Raw genomic sequence first — 25,290 nt, 5'->3', positions numbered from 1 at the left:
GTATTTTGACAGTTTGACAAGTGGTTGATGATTAACCTCTTGCGCCATTTTCTCGCGGAATGTGTCGTGACGGCTTTGTTATGATGGCGTGATAAGACACTAATGGCGTGGCGTTTAGGCTTTAATGGCGATGCCGTTTGATGCTTCTCGCGTTGCGTCTGTTATCTAATCGCGTGCCTATTAGGCCCTGAACGGGCTATGGCAAACGGACGGCGCTGTCGTTAACCATGAAAAATCGCTTAAATGTGCCGTGCGGACAATCTGGAAGGGCGTGTTTGCAGGTACCGATTTTTGTGATATATTATTGACAAAATGCCATGCGCGGCGAATGGTTTCGCCGATGTGTCGGGTTCTGTCAATGCATGTTTTCAATGGCCGTTTTGTCGGGCGTGCGAGTTTTTCGCGCTACCTTGGCGCATACAATCACATGTGACTTCTAAAATGATGGCTAAGCAAAAACTGTCGCAAGGCAAAACGGCCAAAAGCGGTGAGACGGCATGTGGCGGTATGAAGCGAGGGTGGGCTACGAATGCACCCAAGCGCGCGAATTTGTTAAACTAACTAAAACTGGGCAGCCGTTCGTTGTCAGTATCTATGAAAATGGCTACCTTTGTACCCTAAAACGTATTGTAAACGTGAAAATAAAAGAAGTGGTGAGCGCCCTTGAGCGATTTGCGCCTCTGCCCCTGCAAGCTGATTTTGACAATGCCGGCCTGCAGGTTGGATTGACAGAGGCGGAAGTGTCAGGGGCTTTGTTGTGTCTTGACGTCACGGAGCAAATCGTGGATGAGGCTGTTCGCTTGGGGTGCAACCTTATAGTGTCGCACCATCCGCTTATATTTCGCAAGTTGTCTTGCGTATGTGGCGCTGACTATGTGCAGCGCACGGTAATCAAGGCGATAAAAAACGACGTGGTCATCGTGTCCATGCACACCAACATGGACAGTGCGTGGGGGGGCGTGAACTGCAAGATCGCGGAGAAGATGGGGCTTGAGAACCTGCGCTTCTTTGGGAAGCAGCGAGAGGTTCCCGTTCCAGGCGATGACGATAGAGACAGGTCCGTCATAGTGAGAGGCGGCGATGGCGTGATAGGCGAGTTTGCCAAGCCCATGGCGGCCGATGACTTTGTCACTATGCTAAAGCGGGTGTTTGACGTGGAATGCCTGATGGCCAACCAGCTGTTGAGACGTGAGATAAGGAAGGTGGCTATCTGTGGTGGCGCCGGCTCTTTCCTGTTAGGTGAGGCTATAGGCGAGGGAGCGGACGCTTTCGTGACCGGGGAGATGGGCTATCATGACTATTTCGGTCACGAGCAGCAAATACAGATAGCTGTGATGGGGCACTACCAGAGCGAACAATACACTAACGAGGTGTTTCGTGACATTGTTCAAAACGCGTGCCCCGGCGTATCATGCCACATGGCGAAGACGAACACAAACCCGATAATTTATTTGTAAAATTTAAATACACTTATTATATTATGGCTAAAAAAGACCCTACAGACTTGTCTGTCGAAGAGAAATTGTCCACCCTTTATCAATTGCAGACCACACTGTCGGCTATAGACGAAAAACGCGCCTTGCGCGGAGAGTTGCCCTTGGAGGTGCAAGATCTTGAGGACGAGCTTGAAGGCCTTGGCACGCGCCAAGGCAAAATAGAGACAGAGATAGAAGACTTTCGCTCTGCCATCGCCCAGAAACGCAACGAGATAGAGACGGCGCAAATGAACGTGGATCGCTACAAGGGGCAGCTGGAGGAGGTGAGAAACAACCGTGAGTATGACACCCTCTGCAAGGAAATAGAGTTCTTGACACTCGAGATAGAGTTGTGCAACAAGAAAATCAAGGAGGCCATGACCAAGGTGGAAGAGCGCAAGGAAGACCTTGCCAAGACGCAGACCGTGATAAGCGAGCGTCAGGAAGACTTGGATCACAAGCGAGATGAACTGTCCGAGATCATGCAAGAGACGCGCGAGGAAGAGGAAAAGCTGAAAGAAGAGGCTAAGAAATTGGAGACAAAGATAGAGCCTCGGTTGCTGGATAGCTTCAAGCGCATACGCAAGGGAGCCCGCAATGGGTTGGGCTTGGTGTACGTGCAGCGTGACGCGTGCGGCGGTTGCTTCAACAAGATACCGCCACAGCGCCAACTTGACATCAAGATGCACAAGAAAATTATTGTGTGCGAATATTGCGGACGTATATTGATAGACCCGGAACTCGCGGGTGTGAAGACCGAGACCGCGGTGGCGGAGAAACCTAAACGCAAGCGCACCACTCGCCGCACGAAGAAAAAAGACGAGGAAACGGCTTCTGAATAAACCGATATTAAATGACGTTTTGTCTTCCAAGACCTACAATTAAGTTTTTTTTGAATAGGTCTTGTTAAAAAAATGCCACTTGTGTGGTTTTCAAAGTTGTCTCTATGGAGGCATGATTGAAAACACCACAAGTGGCATTTTATAATAGGTAATGTATTTCTTACAATGAGATGCAGAGCTCTACTCTGCGTGCGTAAGTGCTCATGTCAGATTTTTTGTCTATGCCGTATGACATTGTGCTAATCTGGTGAGCCTTAACTCCGTTGTGGAGCAGAAAGTCCTTGACGCTTTTCATGCGCCGCATGGCAAGGTTTCGATTGAAAGCCTTGGGGCCGTCCTTGCTTGAAAAACCTGTCAACTCAACTTTCAAATTTCTATTTTCTTTCAACATACCAGCCACTGTCTTGAGAGTCCGTGTTGCCTCATTAGTGAGCTGATTGGACGAGATCTCAAAAAACACTTGTCGTATATTGGTGTCGAAAAGTACTGTTTTTGATACCTGTGCAGACTCGTCTGATGGCTGCTCAATTGCATTTGCCGACTCGTTTTCCGCAAGAGTATTGGATATGGCAACTGTGTCTTTTTCGGCACGGATCGTGTTGAGACGGTCTGCCAAAGAGCTCATTTGTTGTTTGATGGCTGGATCTTGTACGGTCTTGCCAAGTGTCTCTATCTGCTTTTGCAGCTCATCTATTTGCTTTTGGAGACGTTCTGTCTGCTTGGACTCGTTGTCTTTAGCACTTTTTGATAGCGAATTTTGTACCGACTCGTATGGAAGGTAAGGTTGTTGCCTTGTATATCGCGGCACATAAACTGGAATATACTCCACTTGTTTTGAGACGGTGTTGTAAACTGGCATGGTCTCGCCTTGTTGATAAGGCCGGTAGCCTTTGGCTCTTTCATATTGCAAAGAGCTTGTGGCAGGCCTATGCCATCTTCTCATTTCGCTGGCCGCTACGCCTCTAAGCACGTCTATCAGCTCGTTTCGATCCACGATGATCGTGTCTTCTCCAACAGGCAGCGACCCATGTGTGGGGGTCGCACCTGCGTGAGAGATAGGTAAAGCGAGAAAGGCTAATGCTGCCAGACTAAACTTTTTTTGCATGTGTGGTGATTTTTAGAATATGAATGAATAGCCTATAGCCACTTGGTTTTGTTTGGTTAGGCTGCGTGCGGAGTAGTCTACAAATACCTTTCCGCCAAACATGTCGGTGCTAACGCCAGCGATGAGGTTAGAACCAAAATGAGTGTCTTTGCCGTGGAAAATGCCAAGACCAAAACCTGCGTAGGGCGTGAACTTGCCCAAAGAGCTGATTTTGAAATTGTAAATTATGTTGGCAGAGATGCCCATTCCGCTTTTGTCTGCCATGGATGCGTACAGTTCGGGTACGAAATCCAAATTAGTGGAGGCAACCTGCATATATCCTCTTACGCCAACATTCCATGCGGTCAAGTCGCCAAAGCCCAATCCTGTGAATACACTGATGCGGTTAAGTTTGAACTGATTGCCAGTGGTGGGGTGGTATGCTCCTTCGTTATATGCTGTAGCGGGTGTCAACTCTGTTCTTGGTGTGGCGTTGTCTCCATAAACAATGGTAGTTTCACCATTGCTTCTCTGACTGATTACCTTGTTCAATTTCTCGTTCACGATGCGAAGCTCTCTTCTCAAAAGTTCGGTTTCGTTGTTTTGGACAGGTTCCAATCCTTGTGATGGAGCGACAGAACGGTACGGTGTTTGTGGCTGCACGTAGTTGTAGTCGTAGTCGCTGTAACGAGCGCTCTCTCTGGATTCTCTGATGATACGGCTTACCAAATCGTTGAGCTCGCTACGTGTCATTTTCATGTTGTTACCAGAATTTTGTCCAAGCTCGTTGACCAATTTTCTCTTCATGGCCATCTCGTCGTTTTCAATTCCTTCGAGTTCTTGCTTGTTGCGGTCTTTCAAACGTGCTATCTCAGCCACCCGAATGGTATCGTTGGCTTTTAAAGCCTGATCCAAATCTCTGTCTAATTTGCCAATACGCTTTTCGTAGTCAGCTTTGAGGGCGTTGACGCGCTCTTCGTACTGTGCTATCTGCTGGTCGTATTCGGAGATTTTGGTATCATATTCTGAGATCTTCTTGTCATAATTGTCAATTTGATCGTCGTAATTTGCTCTCAGCTCGTTGATCTTTTCGTTAGATGCCTCGCGTTGAGCGTCAAGCCTACGGTTGAGATATCTTTTGTATTTTTTCTCGCCGTTGGCTGCCATGCCAAGATTAAGCCTTAAACCTGCGTTGTACATCACGCTGGTGTTGATGTGGTCTGTGTTTTGGATGTCTTCTTCATTTATGCCTTTCTCCGTGGTGAACAGGGCATTTGCGGTACCAAAGAGAGCCACGTATTTTGACAAAGGTATCTCCACACCTGCACCACCAAATACGAAGGCGGAGCTTTCAGCTGCCGTGCTACCTCTCTTGTCAGTGTACTTATCGCCCACGTTCATGTAACCTCCACCGAGTTGTAAATAGGGATTGATGCCTCTTGGGAAGTTTAATCGGGTGATGATGTTACCACCATAGAGGGCCAGATGCTTGTTGAACGATAATGACAGCTTGTCAGCCTCTTTGTTAGCTTGATAGTAGAATCCCCTGATACCTACGAGCGATGAGAAGTCAAAACCTGCGCTACCTCCTAACAAATAGGTGTCGGTCATGGGCATGTCTTTGTCAAAATTGATGTAAGCCATGGCTGGCTCTACAACGAACTTCAAACCTTTGAAACCACTGGAGAATAGGTTACGGTATTCGCGACTGATGGCGTCACTGCTATTGTCGGTGGTTCCGCCCAAATAAAAATCGAGTGTTGCACCTGCTGTCCAATTGTATAGATGATTTCCGCCATCGGCCTTGTTGTATTCGGGTCGCATGAGATAGCTTCCATTGCTGGCGTTGAACATGGTGTTCTTGGCCTCAAGAGCGAGCACTGTGCGACTGCTCAGGTTGAACTTGGCTCCCACCCCAAGTGCCACGAAGAGCTGTTCGTCTTTCATGGGTACGTCTGTCATCAAGACATCGCCCTTGTAGCTGTTATACTTCATGGTTTGCACACCGGCTCCTGCTGTGAGATATGGCGTAAAGAAAGCGTTTTTCCACAAGTTGAGTTTCAATTCTCCGCCATATTTTGTCAAGTCTAATTTGGTGTCTTTGATATTGGCAGGCCATAACTTGTCTGTGCGCCAGTTTTCCAAGCGCACTTTGGCGTTGGCATCGTTGCCACGCAAATAGAATGCCCGCAACTCAAAGAGTGGGCCGAATCCGAATCCAATCTTACCACCGTATAGTGGCATGTTGTCAATGGAAAGATCCTCGTCCCACCAAATGTACTCTGCAGCGGGAGACACGATGAAAGATACATCATTGACTTGTGCCGCTGATTTGAGACTTCCCAACAGCAGCATTCCTGCTAAAGAAAGTGTTTTCGTAATGTTTTTTTTCATTGCTGAACGTTTTATATTAATTTAATTAATAAAATGTAAATGAAAGCATATTCATATAACGCATGTGTATGGTTTATGCTTAGGGTAAATAGCAAACAACTTTGCCGCCGAACTTAAAACCTATTGAGCGCTTTTTCATTAATACTTTACAAAGGTAATAAAAAATATGTAAACTTTACAAGCTATTTTGTTAAATTTTAGATGGTTTGCTATTTAGCTTGGAATTATTATTTACTTTCAACATTCCATCAGCCAACTTGAGGGAAACGTCGTATTGTAGTTGAGCGAATGATATTGGAATAATTAGCCTTGACAGACTTTGGTTTTGTTTTAGAAAGTAAAAAATGTTAAGTGTCGGAGAAAAATAACGAGGCAGATGAATGATTTTACATTTTGAAGCGAATAGAAACCCGAAGAAGACAAGGCGTTATTCTTGTTTCTTCTAAACGGTGGAATTTTTAAGAACTACCCTATAACCAATAAGTGTAAAAGGGCAGATGTTGAAATTTTCTTTATGAAAGAATTTCAGGACATGTACTAAGGATATAAGGTGTTGATGGGTTGCGACAAACCGTGTTTCTTGTAACGTTATAAACCTCGGGCTTTCCAGACGGTATCTTTAGCAGCGTTGATTTCTTGAAATTTCTTGACTGCGGCCTTGCGAACGTCTTCACCGAGGTTGGCAACCTTATCTGGATGATGTTGCAATGCCAATTTGCGATAAGCTCGTTTTACCACCTCGTTAGATGCGTTGGGCGACACGCCTAAGACTTTGTAGGCTGCGTCAAGACTTGTGCTAGCATCTTGGAGGTTCAACATGGATTTGAGGTCGGCTTCTGAGAGGCCTAATTGGATAGCACATTCTTTTAAGGCGTGGATTTCGACATTGACAACGACACCATCGGCCTGTGCCAAAAGCACGAGGAAATTGAGGAGTTGAAGTCGCTGTTCATAAGACATGTACATCCTGATTTGTTGGCAACTGCTCATCACAATGTTCCGATATTCGACAGCTCCAAGTATTTTTTGCTGCTCAAAAAGTTTTAGAATGATTTGTTCGCCCTCGGTGGCACCGGCCTCGCCAAAGTTGGTGCGTAGCCATCGACGTACAAGATTCATCTCGGAGTGCATTACTTTGTTGTCGGCTCTGATAATATAAGAGGCCAAGACGAGCAGCGAAAACAAAAAGTCGTTGCGCTGCTGGCCATACGGATTAGTTTGCCATCTCGTGTCATCTTGATAATTGGAGCCGCTATAATGTGTATCTCCGTTACCGAAGGAAAAGTCGGTATCTTCGTCATTTGTGTCAAAGAGAGAGCCTAACACGTACCCCGCTAAGGCACCAAGGGGGCTACCGGTGACTATAAAACCTAACACGCCACCTATCCATCTGCCAATTTTGGCCATAACTATGTTCCCTTTCTTATGTTGTGACCATGCGAATTTCAAATGAAGTCATCATGTTGCTCCGATGCAATCGATGTATGTGTCTTGAGCGCAACGTTGTCACGAGTAATATTTGTTTAAAAGAACGACGTGGTTTTTGCCCGAGCCCTTCGTCGTTTGTTTAATGCAAATTTAATAAAATATTCTCTTACTTATCCATTGTTAGCTGAAAAAATGCTATCTTTGCAGCAAATAATTAATAAATCAGACAATAGAAATGAATATCGCTTTCGTATTTGTGGCATTTCTTGTCATGGCCGCAGTGTTGTGGGGAATTGGAGAAATGAACTACAAAAACTTCCATTATGAAGAAGATAAACCTCACCACCCAGACCCAACAGCGCACCAAGATGGCGAGTATGTGGAAAAAAGTCTGCGTGACATCTTGCGCGATAATAGCACAAGAGGTTACGATGCTGTAGGCTGAAAATATTTATATAATAGGGAAATCCTTGGCACAATCTCAATAATGCCAAGAATGATATAAACATACGGGCACGATATATCTTCAATGTAGTGATATGTCGTGCTCGTGTGTTGTGTTTCTTGAGTGACAGATAAAGGTGTCTTGTCAAATTTCTTCGTACTTGGGGATATGGTCCATAAACAGGTATCTGTTATTGTCATAATCCATTTTGCAACAGTAGTGACGCATGCCATTTGATACAATCAAATAATCTGCATGAAGCATGAGATTGTATGCGGAAATTTGATCAAAGACTTTTTGAGTGATAGCGATATTGGGTGCTTTATACTCTATGATCATACGGGGTTTTAATTCGGTGTCGAATAGTACGCTGTCAGCACGCAATTGCTTTTGCCCTACTTGCAAACGCATCTCATTAGCAAGTAAGGTGGCGGGATAGTTGAGACTCTCTATAAGATAATGTATGAAATTTTGGCGTACCCATTCTTCGGGCGTTAGGGCTACATAGCGTCTTCGCAGAATGTCAAATACGCGCGGATGCTCCCGCGTGCCTTGTAATTTTATGTTGAAAGAAGGCAGATTTAATGGAATCATTTTATTATCTTTGCATGAGTTTTTGATAGTGCAAAGATAATAAATCGCATGAAGATACTTTAAAAAATAGTGATAAACTATGCCTGAAAAGAAAACAACGCAATCTTTTGACGCGATCATGCGTGAGTTGAAAGCTGGTCATTTTTTGCCAGTTTATGTCCTGATGGGTGACGAATCTTATTACATAGATCAGATAAGCGACTACATACAAAATCATGTTTTGAAACCAGACCAGCAAGCTTTCGATCAAATTGTTGTTTATGGCCTGGACACAAACGCGTCTCAATTGACAGACTTGGCTATGCAATATCCCATGACAGCTCCGGTGCGCGTGATAATTGTGAAAGAGGCGCAAGGTATGAAGTCGATTGAGAAGTTGGAAAAATACGTCAAAAACCCACAACCGAAAACCATACTTGTCATTTGTTACAAGAATGGAACCATCAACCGTCGTACCAAGTTTATGTCTGGAGTTGAAAAGGTAGGATTGGTTTTTGAAAGCAAAAAACTTAGAGAATGGCAGCTCCCAGGATATGTGCAATCGTATCTTTCGAAACGAAAAGTTGCTATAGACGAAAAAAGTGCTAACATGATAGCCGAGAGTATTGGGGCAGATCTTAGTCGATTGCATTCAGAGTTGGATAAGCTGTTAATCTCTTTGCCGGAGGATAATCGTTGTGTGTCGCCAGAAATGGTGGAACGAAATATTGGAGTGAGCAAAGATTTTAATGCTTTTGAGTTGCGAAGTGCCATTGTAAACAAAAACGTTTTCAAAGCAAATCAAATTATCAAATATTTTGACAATAATCCCAAAGCTGGCTCTGTTTATTCATTTTTGCCTTTGCTCTTTAATTTCTTTCAAAACTTGATGCTTGCCTATTATGCACCTAATAGGGTAGACAAACAGAGTGTAGCTAATTATATAGAATTGAAAAGCCTTTGGGGTGTCACAGACTATATGACTGGTATGAGAAATTACTCTGGTAGGAAAACATTGCAAATCTTGGACAAGATAAGAGAAACTGATACTAAAAGTAAGGGCTTAGATAATCCGAACACCTCTACAGGAGACTTAATGAAAGAGCTTATTTTCTATATTTTGCACTAAAAACATCTTTCAAACTGACTCTTTTCTTCTATAATGAGCATTTCTATGGTGCTCTTTTTTAGACTTAACTCGTATGGAATAGGGTAGTTACGCAATTTTAGTAGCCTCAAAAATCGCATATTTTAAACGACATTACCACTTGCCGGTAAATACGCAAAAAATGAGCATGTTTTGCAAAAACGCCCTCAAATAATTCAATTTTAATACTTTGTAACATTTAACTTTCTTAATTTATATAGTCAAATCCAAAAAGGAAAAAGCATTAATTTACATACATAAATATAAATTGCAGACCCATCTTTCATATTTAAACTTAATTATTTAAATATGCAAATACAAATTTATAAGTTTGAAAACGTGAATAACTTTTTATAGAAAGGTATCTTGTTGTATTATTATGTTTAAAATCAGCGGTTTATAAGTTTTCAATCAAGTGTTAATATATAAAATTGGGCTAGAAATCATCAGCTGTTCGAGTATTTATAGCTTAGGAGTAAAAAAGAAGTATAATATTAGTAATCTAACTAATCACTTGCGTTTATTGAGTATAGTATTACTTAATGCTTATTTTTGCGTTAGGATTTGAGTTTGCAAACTTGAACTATTGTATTACGTAGTTTTAGATTTGAAATCTAAAATTTTTGATATTTGTATGCAAATTCAAATATATAAATTTTAAAACTTTTTGTTTGGATATTAGAATTTTAATATTTAACTTTGTGAACTGTAAGAAATAAGATTTTAATCCATTATTTTCTTTGTCGACATAATAAATTAGGTATATGAAAGATCGAATTAGAGAGGTTATGGAAAGTCTCCAAATGTCTCAAAAAGATTTTGCACAGTTCACCGGAATATCAGAAGGGTCGTTAAGTGGAATTTTTAATGACCGTACGAGACCAACAGTACAGATGATAGAGTCTATTCATGATCGTCTTCCAAATATTTCCGTTGAATGGTTGCTTTTTGGTATAGGTTCTATGTATAAAAAAAACGACGATAATGACACTCCGTCCTTAGAACCTAACGTTGTTGATCATTCTGTTGTTTCGACTTCTCATTCTCTTCAGCAGGCACCAAGTCTTTTTGAAAGTCAACAACGAACAAGTAATAATTCCGCACCCCAGCAGTCGTGTAGTGAAGAAAAAACTGTTATCAAATATATTGACAAACCTGAGCGGAAAATAACAGAAATAAGGATATTCTATGATGATCAGACGTGGGAGACGTTTGAACCCAAGCGATAATTTTTCTTATTATCATTAAATCATCACCAGAAAAATGTCTAACTTTGTAAAGAAATAGGCTTTGCTGTGGGCTTCAAGTTATGCTTGATAGCTTTTGGTTTGCGCTATTTTGATGTGAAACATTGCTTCAAATATATTTGTGTATGAGTAAATATTGTCGCGATTTGCGTGTCAATTCAGTGCGTAAATTAAGTGATAAGCATGTGTTGCTTAAGCTAACGCATGATAATCCGCTACCCCAAATGTGCCCGGGACAATTTGTTGAAGTCCGTGTTGATAATTCTCCTAATACGTTTCTTCGCAGACCTATATCTGTAAATGATGTGGATGTCTCTAAAAACGAGCTGTGGTTGCTTGTTGCTGCCGTGGGTGAGGGCACTCGAAGATTGTGTCAATTACAAGAAGGTGATAGTTTGAATTGCCTATTTCCATTGGGCAATTGTTTTACAAGTGCCGAACAATTACGGAATAAAAGAGTGCTCTTGATTGGGGGAGGGGTAGGTGTTGCACCTCTTTTATACCAAGGACGAAAATTGGCAGAGTTAGGCAACAAACCGTCATTTCTTTTAGGAGCCCGTTCAGAGAAAGATCTTTTAGAACTTGAATATTTTGAAAAGTTGGGCAGCGTGTATATCACTACGGAAGATTTTTCAAAAGGAGAAAAGGGTTTTGTGACGGATCATAGCATATTGAGGGATGCTTATTTTGATTTTATCCAAACGTGTGGGCCAAAGCCAATGATGATGTCGGTTGCTCGTTATGCTATGGCACATCATATAGAATGTGAAGCTTCTTTAGAAAACTTGATGGCGTGCGGCCTTGGAGCATGTCTTTGTTGTGTAGAAAAGACGGTGTCAGGAAATAGATGTGTGTGCACCGATGGGCCTGTTTTTAATATTGAAAGACTATTATGGTAGATTTAAATGTAAAAATAAATCATCTACAACTGAGCAACCCAGTAATGACGGCCAGCGGCACTTTTGGTTATGGGTTGGAGTATCAAGATCTTGTTCCATTGCACGCAATTGGGGGCATCATTGTCAAGGGCACTACGCTTGAGCCACGCGAAGGAAACGATTATCCTCGCATGGCAGAGACGGCTTCGGGCATGTTGAACTGTGTGGGTTTACAGAATAAAGGTGTGGATTATTTTTGTGAGCAAATCTATCCTAAGATAAAAAGTATCCAAACGGCAGTCATTGTCAACGTTAGTGGCAATTCGCCCGAGACCTATGCGGCTTGTGCTGCAAAAATAGATGCCTTGGAGCGTATTCCTGCCATAGAGCTTAATATATCGTGTCCCAATGTCAAGGAGGGTGGAATGGCTTTTGGCGTAACTTGTAGTGGTGCTGCCACTGTTGTAAAGGCTGTACGTAAGGTCTACCACAAGACGCTTATAGTGAAACTTTCGCCCAATGTCACTAATATCGCAGATATCGCAAGAGCTTGCGAAGCGGAGGGGGCGGACTCTGTCTCGCTTATCAATACGCTCATGGGAATGGCTATAGACATAGAGCATCGCCGCCCTAAACTTAGCATTCGCACTGGTGGCTTGAGTGGGCCAGCTGTCAAACCGGTAGCCGTTCGCATGGTATGGGATGTGGCTCATGCCGTTAAAATACCAGTGATAGGACTTGGTGGAATTATGAATGCAGCCGACGCCATTGAGTTTATGATGGCCGGAGCTACCGCCATTCAAATAGGAACGGCTAATTTTGTTGATCCCATGATTACCATGAAGGTTAAAGAAGGCATTGCTGAGTGGCTTGAAAATCATGGCTGTAAGCATGTATCTGAAATTATAGGCGTAGTTTAATCGTTCACGTATCTCTCTTTTTCCCATTGAGATCAGACGGCATCGTTAGTGGAGTTTGTGCGCATTTAGAATATTTTCTGTAGATATTTGGCTAATTTCGGGCTCAGCTGATATTTAATGGGGGAGCTAAAGGCTCAGTAGGCATTTACTTTTGGGGAGATATCGCAGGTCCCTACGATTGTGGTAACCATGTATAAGCGCAAACAGGATTAAAAACAGGAAGATATGATGTAGGCATAAAAAGTTCATACGTGTAAATTTCTACCGCACTCAGACGCTTCTTGAATCCGGTGAAGTTGTCTTCATTCATTCTTTGCTCCCCATTCTTCACCCTTCACTCCTTAGTCTTCATTTTATAAAATATAATTACTGTTTTTTTGATCATTATTTTCGAGTCATCCAGAGCAAAAAGGGCTATCTTTTTTTGTCAAAACCAAGTCGAGCATTACCAAAAATCATAAGAGTGCTGCGATTGGTGCTTTCTCATAGCATGATTGGGCCTTATTGGCAGCATGATTAGATAGTAATGGTAATGCGATTAGTGCCTTATCATGTTGCTTTTAAGGCCTAAACGCCATGCCATTTAATATTCAACCGCAGACCACAAAATAGGAGAATAAAGGCTATTTTTTAAAAAATGCTGAATGTCAGCCATTTACAAACTATCGCAGATTTCGCGTATTTCGGACGATGGCAAACTTATTTTTAAATAAGCGAATTTGAGAGGGTTATTTGTTCAAATAATTGACTATTTCTAATTTTTCAAAAAATGCGTTCGGGACAAGCAGGGTTTTAAAGAGAAAAAACGAAAATGCGCAAACATTCTGTCGCCATCTCGAAGCGTACACACGCCCCATTCGCCCACCTATGTTGTACATGGTGAGCGTCTCTTCAAAAAAACATACGGGCATTTATTGTACCAATGGGTTAATCTCAATAGCAAAATGAAACTCCATACTTTTTCTACTGAGCCTAATTTCATGAATGAAAACAAGTCAAGCGTTTAGTAGAATAAAAAGTGGGGACTGCCATAAGTCAGTCCCCAACCAACACAAAAACTAAACTAGACTTAACTAATTGAATTGGGGTTTTCACAAATCCCTCATCATATTTTGCCGCAAATATACGATATATTTTTGTTTTTTCGTATGTTTTGGCAATAAATTGCATAATATTTTATAAATAGCTTATATGCGGGTTGTCTTGTTGAGCAGATAATAATCAATCATCACCATAGCTGCCATCGCTTCTACGATGGGTACGGCCCTTGGCAAAACGCATGGGTCGTGTCGGCCTTTTGCGATAAGTGTGGTGGTGTTGCCATCTGTGTCTACGGTGTCTTGTTCTTGTAAAATGGTTGCTACGGGTTTGAAAGCAACCCTGAAAAAGATATCCTGCCCATTGCTTATCCCCCCCTGAACTCCACCGCTATGGTTGGTGGTAGTTTCAATTTTGCCGTCTTGTATAGTGAAAGCGTCATTCTGTTCACTTCCAAGGGCTTCCACACCGCCAAAACCTTCGCCATATTCAAAACCTTTCACGGCATTGATCCCCAACATGGCAGCGCCGAGTTGGGCATGTAGCTTTCCAAATTCTGGCTCGCCCAGCCCAATGGGCGTGCCCTTAATGACGCAGGCTATGACTCCTCCTATGGTGTCGCCAGCTTCTTTTACATGTAAAATAAGGTTTTCCATGAGCTGGGCCATCTCTGCGTCTGGGCAGCGCACAGCGTTGGTTTCGGCTTGTTTTAAGTCATACAAATGATAGTCTTTTTCTAATTTGATATGACCCACCTGAGTCGTATAGGCCTGTATGGAAATGCCTATTTGTCGCAATGCCATCTTTGCCAACGCACCCGCTACTACTCTGCTGATGGTGATGCGTGCTGATGTACGTCCGCCTCCGCGATAATCCCTTAAGCCATATTTCTCATAATAGGTATAGTCTGCATGCGATGGCCTGAACAGGTGACGCATGTTGTCGTAGTCTTTCGAGTGCTGGTCTTTGTTGTAAACCACAAATCCAATTGGCGCTCCGGTCGTTTTTCCCTCAAAGACACCGCTCAGCAGTTCCACTTGATCCTCTTCGTTGCGCGACGTGGTTATTTTGCTTTGGCCCGGTTTGCGTCGGTTCAATTCCTGCTGTATGAAAGCAGTGTCAATCTTTATGCCAGCGGGCATGCCATCAACGATGCCGCCAACAGCCTTACCATGACTCTCGCCAAAAGTGGTTAGTGTGAAGACGTTGCCAAAAGTATTGCTCATTTATTTGTTTCCGATGTTGAAGTCCGATAGAAGTTCATGTCTAAGGGGAATACGCCCCTGTCTTTTTTTCTGCAAAAATACATTGCCGTGATTGCAATGCGACATAGTTGCCAATGTGTGGTTACCCCCCAAAGCAATCGCGCTAACGAAGTCCGAGTCTGGCTTTTCGTTCGTTATTCTCTGCGGCGATGTCTACAACGGCATTCGCCTTGATGTTTGCTGTTATTATCTTCGCAGTTGCAATTGCAGTTGCAATGATTGCCTACACAATCATATTCCTCTATGATATTGTTTACATCCTTATTGGATGCTTCTCTGTTTTCGATAACACCCCCATGAAAATTGAGCACTCGGCCTGCCAGCGGATGGTTTAGGTTTACTATCACAGAGTTGTCCCTCACTTCCATGACAATCCCTTTTAGGTAGTTGCCATCTTCATCCCGAAGAGGTATAACGGCGTCTTCATATACGTTTTCGTTATCAAACGCACCGTCCACCACGAAAGTTTCTTTTTCAATCTCCACCACCTTCTCGTCGCTATATTCCCCGTAAGCCTGTTCCGGCCGTAGGGTAATGTCAAACTCATGGCCTGCTTCAATTTCAGAAATTTGTCTTTCAAATTCGTCCAAAAGTTCTCCTATACCCAATATGCAGTGGTATGGGTAGTCTTTAGAAAACTCCTCGATAAGTTCATTTTGCCCGTCTGTCACGTCACAGAGTCGGTAATATATGCTAATATACTTTTCCATCATTTTGCAAATGCTCGTTTATTATTTTGGTTTACAAAGATAGAGTATTTTTTACAAATTCCTTATAATATCGTCATTTTTGTTTTTAAAAAATCCAAACCATATTAGTCGGCACTCATGCTTGACGTGTTACAACAAAATTTTGGTGTCGCATACAATACACGATATGCTTTGCTTTGTTTGACACTTTATTTTCTATTTGCAATATAAATCAGTGAATTTCGCGGGAATTATATGTTTAATGACAGTTCATTTATAAAGGTATAATGTACAAGATGGATTTATAAACAAAGAAAGAGAAATGAAAAAGATGGTATCTTCATTTACTATACTGCTCTCAATGACCATGATATTTTCTACAAGATCGGGGCAAACATGCAAAAAGCTGTAGAGATTAATGTGTATGCTATGGAGCATAACAATGATATGACCGTTAACGATGACAAATTGGCCTGTATGTATTTACCGGCAATCTTGCTTGCCAGCAAACTGCAGATGAAATTACTGGTCCCCCTCGCCATCTTGCAGGCGATCCTCAAGATTGATCCGTACTTGCAAAAGCGGCATGTTTTCTTTCAGAAATTATTCATCACATGTAGGTATTTACGCAAAATCCTAATTTTTAGGTATTGTGGCATATTCGAAAACCAATTATCTTTGCAACAGTAAAAATAAAACGACATATAAATTTCAAACGAAATGAGCAAAACGATTGTAGTATACGGTTCGTCAACCGGAACTTGTGAGAGCATCGCACAGACTATCGCCAGCAAACTTGGCGCAGAGGTAATAGCTGTTTCTGACCTTACCGCCGAGCAGCTTGCCGAGGCAGACAATATCCTTCTTGGCAGTTCCACATGGGGCGCAGGAGAGTTGCAAGACGATTGGTATGATGGTATAGAGATAGTTAAAAAGGCCGACTTGTCAGGTAAGAAGGTGGCCGTGTTTGGCTGTGGAGACTCCGCCTCATATTCTGACACCTTTTGCAGTGCCATGAAAGAACTCTATGACGCAGCCCAAGAGGCAGGTGCCACACTCGTTGGTGCGGTGTCGACAGATGGCTATGAGTTTGACGATTCTGACGCTGTGGTGGATGGCCATTTCGTGGGGTTGGCTCTTGACGATGTCAATGAGGATGGCAAAACCGAAGAACGCATAGACGCTTGGATACCGACGCTCGGGTTCTAAACACGTCAAAGTCACGAGAAAGACCCTTGTAGTATTTTTTATAGTTTAATGTTTAAAATTTTAATGACATGACTGATGTCCCCATAGAGATGAAGGTTCTTATGAACCACATTTATGAATATCAGAAAGGCGTTCGGCAGATGGTTCTCTACACTTTCAACCGCCGTTATGCCGCATATGCCATCAAGCGATTAGAGCATCGGGGCATCAATTATGTCATGCATCCTGCCGGAGCCGACACCGTCAACCTTTTTTTTGGTAGCAAGGAGTGCTTGGATGCCATTCGGTTGGTTGTTAATAAATCGTTGAGTGACCTGACACCCGAGGAAGATTTTATGTTAGGCACGCTCTTAGGTTATGACATCCGCATGCAGTGTGAGCGCTATTGTCAGCGTAAGACAAAGATGGGCAGATGTTCGGGATGCTAAAACAACACATAAATAGATTTTAATCAATTCATCATTAGCCATAAATTTCATCTTGTGTAATAGTAAAAATAGAAATTCATAATGTTTTTGTATAATATGTTTAAGCCTCGCTGTGAAGCGCGGCTTTTATGTCTTTATAAGGTTTGTTTCAAATGGGTTGCAGCTTAATAATTTTTGGTTCAAAAAAATGGCAAGATCACGTTCCGCCGTCTCATCCGCACGTGTTTCATTGATGTGCTTTGACCATCAATCTGTATCCGCATGCCTCATACCACGGAGTCATCGTCAGGGTAGATGACTCTTCAGTAGGTCTTTATATACACCGATAATTTCAAATATTTTTTCAAATATAGCATTATTAATCAAAATTAATGCTTACCTTTGTTGTATAAGTATCAATGACGGAAGCTTTTCCGCCAATAACTATAAAAAAATAGCCTACAACATGAAATTAGCAGAAGCCTTGGCTATCCGCAAGGATACCCAAAAGAAAATAGAGCAGCTTGGCACACGTTTGGAGAACAATGTGAAAGTGCAGGAGGGCAATGAGCCGGCCGAAGATCCCAGCGAATTGATGAGCCAACTGGATGCTTGCCTTGACAGGTTGCAGAAGCTCATATTCCTCATCAACAAGACCAACATGCACACTCTGGTGGAGGGTAAAACTCTCACGGAGCTTATGGCCGAGAAAGACGCGCTCACACTGCGTGTTTCTATTTTGCACAATGTTTTTAAACAGGCCACCGAGTCATTGGAACGTTACAGCAGGTCGGAAATTAAATATGTCAATACGGTAGATGTCAGAGCTGTTGGTAAGCAGATAGACACATATTCCAAGCAGCTTCGCGAACTTGAAATCAAGATACAGGCAGCCAATTTTTCTACGGAGTTGGCAGACTGACACAGTTTTTACAGGTATAGTCTCGTTTGTGATAGGTGTGAGCTAAAAAACTCTTAGGTAGTCAGATAGGGGCACTGACGGCGTTCGATTCGCCATTCTTGCATGTAGCATTGCCCAGCATGATTACCGCATATTGCATTTAGCATCATTCATTTAGCACTACCATTAGCTGACTATTACAGACTGACGAGGGTGGGACGAGGGACAAACAGCAAATCCTAACAGGTTGAACTTGTTAGGATTTGCTGTTTATTAACCATTAATGGGTAGTCTGTGCTATTTCTTTATTAAGTTCCATGCCCACAAGAGAATGGCGGCACCTACGACAGCGGTTCCTAAAGAACCCCAGAAGCCACCGCCCCAATCTACTCCTATCCATGAAAGCACATTACCACCAATAAATCCTCCGACAATGCCGATAAGGATGTTCCATATACAACCGTCTTTGCCTTTGGGGGCGATAAAGCCCACTAACCATCCTGCTAATGCTCCAATGATAATGGAGCCAATAAAACCATTCATAATCTTAAGTTTTTTAAAAAAATATTTATGGTGGTTCTTATAAATTGCCACCGTTTCAATTTTCAATTGATGTAAATTTAATGGTTGGCAGCCTGTTTTCTTCTTGTTTTTTTGCCTCGCAAGGCATATACTCAAAAGGCTATTTAATACATCCTGTTCCTTTCTTGGCCTGCGCATTGTGACTTCGAGGTGAAATCGAGGCATCTCAAGGCTATTTTGTGCTGCTTACCTTTAATTTGATGCAATTTAGTAAAAAAAATACGAAATTTACAAGTTTGAGGGTTAATATATATAATATTTTAACGTTGGCCGTGTGTTCGGCTTTTCTTTTCGGTAGCTTGATCAAGTTTCCAGCTCATTTTTCTTATTGCTATATGTTAAAACGTAAAAGTGCTTACTTGGCTTGCATGAGGCCTAATAAGATTAGTATGACAGACATACTCTTTCAAGAAGCAACTTTCATTTAATCGAAAATGGATCGTTTTAGTTTGTCTTTTGAGAGGATGCTTATAGACATAGTGCCTGTCATTGTCCACTGTATTCATTGCCCATGCCATGCGGCAACGATTTTGACGCTGTGTGCGTCAGTGTGGCTCAAAGGTCACAAACCCCACGAGACAGCGGAGCCGAAAGCCTTTTCCACTTTGTCCTCAACGGCATCAGGAAGATTGCAAAAGAAGTCAATGCCCGTGCGTTTTTCCAACTCGTCGATACTGATAGCGTATTGCGCCATGCGCTGACCGCTATCGTGGGCATTGGCTATCTGGTCTGTCCAGATACCTATGGCGTTGTATCTGCCGTTGTTCAGGCGGAGCAGTGCCATGAAGAAGTAGCGTGGCATGATGAGACCATTGCCCAATCTGCTATACACTTTGTTGTAACCGCCGTACTTACCTTCGTCTATGGTGCCGCCCTTGCATACATAAAGGGTGTCGCAAGTGGATGCGATGATACGCACTTTCTTCTCCAATTTGGCCCATAAACCAGTGTTGAAAACATTGAATTGGGGTTGCATGTTGGTGAGAAAAAATGTCTGATAGTTCATGTCGAACGACGATAGGCGGTCGGCCGAGGGGCAGATATGTCCATGATCGAGTTTTTTACCGTTGTACCAATATGGGTCTTCTGCCCATTGCATGGATAGGGGGATGAGTGGGTCGCGAGGGTATTGGTTGTCTTCGCTGTAATAACGTGTCACGTTTTGCTGGGCCAACGCGCGGTTCATCACGTAGCAACTCCATCGCTGCGATTTCTTATCAATGTCCCACTCTGTGATATAGTTCACGGTGTTTCCAGACGTTCGGTGCACCAAGATGGTGTCGTTGCCTTGGCGCAAGCGTGGCATTTCCAATCGGGTGTATGCCTTGTTGTAGGTGGGGTTTGCGTTGACGTTGTCGCTCGTGATGGCTGGTTTGTCAGGCTTGTCTGGCCTAACGATGTCTATGTCATCTCCGCAAGCAAAGCAAAGTGGAAGGGCGCACAATATGAGGAGAGGCGTGAGTTTCATATAGAAGATGTTATGGGGTAGGGCAAGCAAAAGAAAAAGTGCGACTGAACGCATATGCAACTACATTCAACCGCACTTTTGTTAAAATCGTTTATACCGTATAGGTATTTCGCCGTGTTACTTCTTGAGCTTACCGTAACGGTTCATGAAGCGGTCTACGCGACCTGCTGTGTCGACGAGCTTCTTCTTACCAGTGTAGAACGGGTGGGAAGTGCTTGAGATTTCGACCTTTACCACGGGGTAAGTTTCGCCTTCAAACTCTACTGTATCTGAAGTCTTGCATGTAGATTTTGAGAGGAACATATCGCCGTTGGACATATCCTTGAATACGACGGGGCGATAGTTTTCGGGATGAATACCTTTTTTCATTGTGTCAATTATTATTTGTGAATATTGTCTATGCTATATTGTTAGCGGGTGCAAAATTACGAAGAATAATGCAACCCGCCAAGCAATTCGCTGACATTTTGCCTATATGGCGCTGATAATTAAGTTTTTTTATTTTGCGTAAGTCACTGTTATGGTTTGCACGCGCAGCTGGACGCCACCTTTGTTCTCAAAGTGTTTGTTGATGTAGGTGCCCTTGTTGCCATCAAAAGTGATGGTCGCGGTCTTGTTGCCAACATAGTTTTGCCCATTGTAAGCGTCGCATGTGAACACTATTTTGGCAATCTTGGCTTTGCAGTCAAACTTGATTATGTTGTTGGCGTATACGCGCACGCCCTTTGTGGTTGGATAGAACACCGGTTTGTTATTCGTGTTTTCACCACCCCCGAACGTGATGGTCGACCCGTCAGAAAGCTGTACGGTGGTCACTTCCGCACCCTTGGCCAGCGTAAGTTTGCCAAGATTGATAGTCGCTGTGGTGGCACCAACGGTCGCTTTAGCGTTCACGGCCGTCACGATGGTACCGTTTATGGTCAGGCCTGTGGGTGTATCGGATGGGTTCTCGCCCGGTGTTTCGCCTGTGTTGTCAAACGAAGTTTTGCCATTGACGGATATGAGTTTGTTGCCTTGGGCCATCTCAGGCGTGTTGCCAAAGTAGTTGAGCAACTTGCCATAGACCACAACCTTGTCGCCTGCTTTCAGTTTGTCTCCTGCCTTAAACTTTTTGCCGTTGAAAGCGTAGCCACGAAACACCTTGAAAGTGACGGCCGATTTGCCGTCATCAGATATGTCGTAGGTGGCATTGCCGTATGTTCCGGTGTCGATAGAAGGGGTCCCGACGATGGTGCCCATTACGTAAACGTCGTTGGATTTGCCATCCTTAGGCAGTGCCTTGGTTAGGGCAAGCGCCTTGGCTACGTTGTAGGGCGACTCTTTGGTGCCCTCTCCGGCTGGGGTAATGGTGGGTGTATCGTCTCCGCCGGTGCCGCCTTTGCCGTTGATGGATATAATCTTGCTTCCGGGTGTGGTTTCGAGCGTGCCGTTAAATATGGTCAACTGGCCGAGCACTACCACCGTGTCGCCCACGTTAATTTCATTTCCAGTGGTAAACTTTTGGCCGTTCAAACCTTTGCCACGATATACCAAGAAAGAGTTTTTGCCCTCTTTCGTGTCGCTGACCGAGTAGATGGCGTTGCCGAATTGCCCCGTGTCTATTTCCTTGATGTTGGTGATGATGCCCTTGAAATACACCTCTTTTTCGGTTTGTTCGCCAGCTTTGATAATCTGTATTACCTTGGCCACGTTGTATGGAGAGGCCAAAGTGCCCTCACCGGTGGGGTCTGTGGGAATGGCGCCGCCATTTTCGTGATAGTCGGTATCGAATGGTGCGGGAACATCCTCGCAACTTGTAAATGCGAGCGTGGCGATGGCCAACGCCAGCATTGAATAGATAAGTTTTTTCATTTCTTATTATTTTTATTATTATTTTACTTCTTCCACATCATCCAATGTGCGAATGATGATTTCCCAAGTGTTGTTAAACCGCTTCATGACACCCGTCACATTCACCTTGCCGGTAGGCAGTGGATAGGCGGCGAATTTGGCGAAGTTGCTGGTGTAAAGCATCACCAACTTGCTGTTGTACTCGTTAAAATAAACCTGTTTCGAGCCCGGGCCACTGCTTGCGTATGCGTAAGTGGCTTTGCCGTCGGCGCTTTTGAAACTCACGTTTTTCAGCGTGACGAGCTTGCCGTCGTACACGTTGCCATACTTGTTGACAGTCATGCTCTTGTCAAACAAGATAGGCTCAACGGTCTTGCCGGTGCCGGTGGCCTTGAAATGCTGTGCCCATACAAAACGATTCATGCGGCTCACGTAAGTCTGCCCACGTGCGTTGGTAAAGGGAGTGCCTATCTCGGCTTGCTTGCCATAGTTGCCCACGTAGAGTCCTTTCAGGTCCACGAGTATTTCCGTGCCAATGGGCAGCTGGCCGTATATGCCGCCTTGCGCTATGGCAATGATGATAGCGCCGGTGCCATCGTCCACGGATATCTCGTTGTAGAGGTTGCCCTGCACATCATTACCAGTCACTACGGCCTTTATTTGCATGTCCTCGGCTACCTGCGTAAAAGAGTTTCCATCACGGTAATCGGTGTTGATATATTCCTTATATTTGGCCTTCAGGTCGGCGATGCTCACAACGTGAGTTTCCTTGATGGCGTTGTTGCCGATACCAGCCTGTTCGGGAGTAAGCTCTGGCTCGTCCCAATTGCTGTTCATGCAGGCCATGTTGACGCTGCATGTCATAGCTATAGCCATGATATATTTTAATGTTTTCATAGTGGTTCTATTAGAATTTGTAAGCGATGTTAAGCATGCCATTTGTGCCAAAGGCATAATATTTCTTGGGGTTTTTAGAGAAGATATACATGCGATTGTTGCCTGACGCACTGTAGTCGGAACGGCTTTGTTCGTATCCTCCGGTCACAATCTTCTGGTTGTTCAGGATATTTGTCACCATGAGATTGATAGAAAGGCTGCCTCGCTTGAGATAAATGCTTCGGCCAATAGAGCCGTCGAGCATCCAGCCTCCATGTCCTTTATCCTGTGGCGATACTTGTCTGCCAATGCGTTCCAATGCGCCTTTGTATCTGTAATAGGGCGAGTAGCTCAGGTAGATGCGGTCATACCAGTTGCCATTGAGGTCGACAAACCATCCGCCTTGATGATAGCTCAGTCCTATCGATGTGGCTGTGAGTGGCGTTCCGCTCTCTCTCATGTTTTTCACCAAGGCCACGTCGTCGTTGTATATGCCCTGTGTCGAGTTCAAGTAGCGCACCTTGGCGTCGCTCGTGTTCTTGGCGTCGCTCATCGTCCCGATAAGTTTCAGGTCGAGCGCCGAAGACAATTTGAACTTCAATCCGGCCTCCACGCCGTAATATTCCTTGGTTAGGTTGCTCAGGGAGTTGTACGAGAAACTGTTGATGTCGTCAAAATAGAAGCATGTCCACTCTGTCACGTGCGATAAATGGTTGTAGTATGCGGTGATGTTGGCATGCAGCCAGCTGGTGCTCAATTGGTAGCCCACTTCGCTTGAGAATATATGCTCGTTGAAAAGGTTACTCACAAAGTCGTTGTTCATCTCCGGAGCGTAGAACGCTGTGTATGCTTCGGGAGCGTGCGATTCATAGCCAAGGCCCAGCGTCAGCGTGTTGCCGCGCCCGAGATTGAAATCTCCGCTGGCCTTGAAGCCGCCCTCGACAAATTTGGCCGTCTTGCTCTTGCCATACGAGTTGTCTGCGAATAGACCGTTACGCATCTTGCCGTCACGCTGCATGGTCTTGCCACCCACGCGGGCGGAGACGTTGTAGTGTACCAAGCCGAAGTCCTCGCTGTAGCTTGTCCAGAATTGCGCCTTGTTGGTGATGATGTGGTAATCGTAAGCGAAGCGGTCGCCTTCCTTGATCGTTGCGTTCGGGTTGTTCAAGTCGTATTGCAACTTGTCCGACCCTGCCGCGTACCTACCCAAGGCGTAGTTGTTGACATTGTGGTAAGAAGAGGCTCCCAGCATGTCTTCCATGGTTTGGTAGTGGTTGATGTTGTTGTGCGCCAAGACGAAGCCATTGTTCCAAACGCTGTTCCTTGTCACGCGAGAGGAGAGCGTTGAGGATAGTGTCACGTTGAGCGCGTCGTTGTGCTTGGCCTGTATGTAGTACATGGCGTCGGTGCCCTGCTTGGCTGCTTGGCGGTTGGCGAATATCAGCTCGTCAAAGTTTATTTGGCGTGCCCTTTCGTTACCCATGAGATAGTCTCGCGTGAAAATGAAATCGTTGTATCCCTGCCTCGAGTTTGCGGCGCCGACCCCCCAAGGGTTGTAACTGTTGGACGGCAGACGCTTGTAATAGTCTGGGTGGGGGTTCTCGGCGTTGTTATAGTTGAGTTTTGAGCTTGAGTACATGCCGTATTTGCCAAATAGCGAGGTGGTCAACCTGTTCTTGTCGTTCATGTCCCAGTCCCATGTCAAGATAGCCGCTGGCGAGAAGTCGTTCACCACACGGCTGTTGCGTTTCTTGCCATTTTGGTAGCCCCAATATGGGTTGTACTGGTAGTTGTTGGCCAGCCAGTACATCTCGTCGGTCGACGCACCTTGCGACGCGCGCTCGGTGGGGTTGCCCCACGTGGACAATGAGATGGAGTGGTGGTCTCCAATGAGTTTCTGGATGCCAAAGAAATAAGACAAGGCGTTGTAGAATGTGCCTGGCACGTAGCCCCTGTTGGCCCACCGATAGGTCACGTTGGCAGAGAAGGCCCAGCCGTCATTGGTCAGTCCGCTATTGTATGTGTACATGCCTCGCAGTGTATAGTTGCGGTTGGCACCCGATAAAGTCATGCGGTGGCCTGTCGGCATGGCAGCCGGCCTGAAGTTGTAGTTGTTTGACCCGCCCATGCCCGACATGGCGAAATTGTTGCTCTCGAAGGGCAACGCCGATTCCATGCCACGCGTTTGCTGGTTTAGTCCTCCAATCAAAGAGTAGCGAAACTGTCCTGATTCCATGTCATTGACGGGTGCCCCATTAATGTAAATCTCGTTGTACTTTTGGTTCAAGGCCCTGTATCTAAATCTCATTGGTGAGAAAAGATAGCCCAGCCCCGAGGCGTAAGCGTTCGAGTTAGAGTTGACAATGGATATGTTTTGCTCCATGTTGTCGTCCTCGCCTAATTGTGCTTCTGTAAAGGTGAATGCCGCCTCGCCAACGCTTGTTGAGTCGGATTGTGCATAAGCCAATGGTGCGCAGCTTAGGGCCATCATGGCCATGATAAGCTTCTTTTGCATAATAAAGAGATTAATATTTGTATTTGTGTTTACAAAATAACGAAATTTATTTTAAATCGGCGCAGCATTTTCGATAA

The 25,290-nt window shown here is 44.2% G+C and carries 22 protein-coding genes; 10 read left to right on the top strand and 12 right to left on the bottom strand.

Annotated elements, in window-relative coordinates; all coding sequences use genetic code 11:
* Positions 1-626 precede the first annotated feature (626 nt).
* Positions 627-1,457: a Nif3-like dinuclear metal center hexameric protein gene (locus C7379_RS04680; protein ID WP_116616231.1), complete on the top strand. Its 831-nt coding sequence runs from the start codon at positions 627-629 to the stop codon at positions 1,455-1,457.
* A 23-nt stretch (positions 1,458-1,480) separates the two neighbouring features.
* Positions 1,481-2,317 carry a zinc ribbon domain-containing protein gene (locus tag C7379_RS04675; protein WP_116616215.1) on the top strand — a complete coding sequence of 279 codons (837 nt, stop codon included), beginning with the start codon at positions 1,481-1,483 and terminating at the stop codon, positions 2,315-2,317.
* A 160-nt stretch (positions 2,318-2,477) separates the two neighbouring features.
* Here C7379_RS04675 and C7379_RS04670 read toward each other — a convergent pair whose 3' ends face one another.
* From C7379_RS04670 to C7379_RS04660, 3 genes are all read right to left on the bottom strand, one after another.
* Positions 2,478-3,422 (bottom strand): OmpA family protein, encoded by a 945-nt coding sequence (locus tag C7379_RS04670; RefSeq protein ID WP_116616214.1) that lies wholly within the window; start codon positions 3,420-3,422, stop codon positions 2,478-2,480.
* Positions 3,423-3,434: 12 nt separating this feature from the next.
* Positions 3,435-5,795 (bottom strand): outer membrane beta-barrel protein, encoded by a 2,361-nt coding sequence (locus C7379_RS04665; protein WP_116616213.1) that lies wholly within the window; start codon positions 5,793-5,795, stop codon positions 3,435-3,437.
* A 588-nt stretch (positions 5,796-6,383) separates the two neighbouring features.
* Positions 6,384-7,202: a DnaJ domain-containing protein gene (locus C7379_RS04660; protein WP_116616212.1), complete on the bottom strand. Its 819-nt coding sequence runs from the start codon at positions 7,200-7,202 to the stop codon at positions 6,384-6,386.
* 256 nt (positions 7,203-7,458) lie between these two features.
* Here C7379_RS04660 and C7379_RS04655 point away from each other — a divergent pair, with 256 nt between their 5' ends.
* Positions 7,459-7,668, top strand: coding sequence for a hypothetical protein (locus C7379_RS04655; RefSeq protein ID WP_116616211.1), 210 nt, complete (start codon positions 7,459-7,461; stop codon positions 7,666-7,668).
* A gap of 144 nt (positions 7,669-7,812) precedes the next feature.
* On the opposite strand, the gene C7379_RS04650 is transcribed toward C7379_RS04655, so the two are convergent.
* Positions 7,813-8,262, bottom strand: coding sequence for a type I restriction enzyme HsdR N-terminal domain-containing protein (locus C7379_RS04650; RefSeq protein ID WP_116616210.1), 450 nt, complete (start codon positions 8,260-8,262; stop codon positions 7,813-7,815).
* Between the two features lie 79 nt (positions 8,263-8,341).
* Here C7379_RS04650 and holA point away from each other — a divergent pair, with 79 nt between their 5' ends.
* The 4 genes from holA (at position 8,342) to C7379_RS04630 (ending at position 12,433) form a co-directional block, all read left to right on the top strand.
* Positions 8,342-9,370: a DNA polymerase III subunit delta gene (gene holA, locus C7379_RS04645; protein WP_116616209.1), complete on the top strand. Its 1,029-nt coding sequence runs from the start codon at positions 8,342-8,344 to the stop codon at positions 9,368-9,370.
* Between the two features lie 782 nt (positions 9,371-10,152).
* Complete coding sequence (locus tag C7379_RS04640) at positions 10,153-10,617, top strand: helix-turn-helix domain-containing protein (protein ID WP_116616208.1); 465 nt, start codon at positions 10,153-10,155, stop codon at positions 10,615-10,617.
* A 143-nt stretch (positions 10,618-10,760) separates the two neighbouring features.
* The gene (locus C7379_RS04635) at positions 10,761-11,534 is read left to right on the top strand and encodes a dihydroorotate dehydrogenase electron transfer subunit (protein WP_116616207.1); all 774 of its coding nucleotides are present in this window, start codon (positions 10,761-10,763) and stop codon (positions 11,532-11,534) included.
* Positions 11,528-12,433, top strand: a complete 906-nt coding sequence (locus C7379_RS04630; protein WP_116616206.1) for a dihydroorotate dehydrogenase — start codon at positions 11,528-11,530, stop codon at positions 12,431-12,433. The genes C7379_RS04635 and C7379_RS04630 overlap by 7 nt, the downstream gene beginning before the upstream one ends.
* 1,187 nt (positions 12,434-13,620) lie before the next feature.
* Here the strand turns inward: C7379_RS04630 and aroC are convergent.
* Complete coding sequence (gene aroC, locus C7379_RS04620) at positions 13,621-14,697, bottom strand: chorismate synthase (RefSeq protein WP_116616204.1); 1,077 nt, start codon at positions 14,695-14,697, stop codon at positions 13,621-13,623.
* A 173-nt stretch (positions 14,698-14,870) separates the two neighbouring features.
* A complete protein-coding gene (locus tag C7379_RS04615; RefSeq protein ID WP_116616203.1) occupies positions 14,871-15,449 on the bottom strand; it encodes an FKBP-type peptidyl-prolyl cis-trans isomerase in 579 nt (192 codons plus the stop codon).
* Positions 15,450-16,145: 696 nt separating this feature from the next.
* Between C7379_RS04615 and fldA the strand changes: the two genes are divergently transcribed.
* From fldA to C7379_RS04595, 3 genes are all read left to right on the top strand, one after another.
* The gene (fldA, locus tag C7379_RS04605) at positions 16,146-16,634 is read left to right on the top strand and encodes a flavodoxin FldA (RefSeq protein ID WP_116616201.1); all 489 of its coding nucleotides are present in this window, start codon (positions 16,146-16,148) and stop codon (positions 16,632-16,634) included.
* Positions 16,635-16,702: 68 nt separating this feature from the next.
* On the top strand, positions 16,703-17,062 hold the full coding sequence (locus tag C7379_RS04600; protein WP_116616200.1) for a DUF2023 family protein: 360 nt from the start codon (positions 16,703-16,705) through the stop codon (positions 17,060-17,062).
* A 445-nt stretch (positions 17,063-17,507) separates the two neighbouring features.
* Positions 17,508-17,963, top strand: coding sequence for a DIP1984 family protein (locus C7379_RS04595; RefSeq protein ID WP_116616199.1), 456 nt, complete (start codon positions 17,508-17,510; stop codon positions 17,961-17,963).
* Positions 17,964-18,239: 276 nt separating this feature from the next.
* Here C7379_RS04595 and C7379_RS04590 read toward each other — a convergent pair whose 3' ends face one another.
* The 6 genes from C7379_RS04590 to C7379_RS04565 all read right to left on the bottom strand — a co-directional run bounded on the left by C7379_RS04590 (position 18,240) and on the right by C7379_RS04565 (position 25,213).
* A complete protein-coding gene (locus tag C7379_RS04590) occupies positions 18,240-18,485 on the bottom strand; it encodes a GlsB/YeaQ/YmgE family stress response membrane protein (protein WP_116616230.1) in 246 nt (81 codons plus the stop codon).
* Between the two features lie 601 nt (positions 18,486-19,086).
* Positions 19,087-19,992: a DNA/RNA non-specific endonuclease gene (locus C7379_RS04585; RefSeq protein WP_116616198.1), complete on the bottom strand. Its 906-nt coding sequence runs from the start codon at positions 19,990-19,992 to the stop codon at positions 19,087-19,089.
* 117 nt (positions 19,993-20,109) lie between these two features.
* Complete coding sequence (locus C7379_RS04580; RefSeq protein WP_116616197.1) at positions 20,110-20,361, bottom strand: type B 50S ribosomal protein L31; 252 nt, start codon at positions 20,359-20,361, stop codon at positions 20,110-20,112.
* 129 nt (positions 20,362-20,490) lie between these two features.
* Positions 20,491-21,843: an OB-fold nucleic acid binding domain-containing protein gene (locus C7379_RS04575; protein ID WP_116616196.1), complete on the bottom strand. Its 1,353-nt coding sequence runs from the start codon at positions 21,841-21,843 to the stop codon at positions 20,491-20,493.
* A gap of 18 nt (positions 21,844-21,861) precedes the next feature.
* Entirely contained in the window at positions 21,862-22,719 is an 858-nt protein-coding gene (locus C7379_RS04570; protein ID WP_116616195.1) for a DUF5689 domain-containing protein, read from the bottom strand.
* Positions 22,720-22,729: 10 nt separating this feature from the next.
* A complete protein-coding gene (locus C7379_RS04565; RefSeq protein ID WP_116616194.1) occupies positions 22,730-25,213 on the bottom strand; it encodes a TonB-dependent receptor in 2,484 nt (827 codons plus the stop codon).
* Between the last annotated feature and the right edge of the window lie 77 nt (positions 25,214-25,290).

This window comes from Hallella colorans (assembly GCF_003096815.1).
Lineage (GTDB): Bacteria > Bacteroidota > Bacteroidia > Bacteroidales > Bacteroidaceae > Prevotella > Prevotella colorans.
Note: the sequence above shows the minus strand (reverse complement) of the source record. Positions and strands in the feature narration are given on the sequence as shown.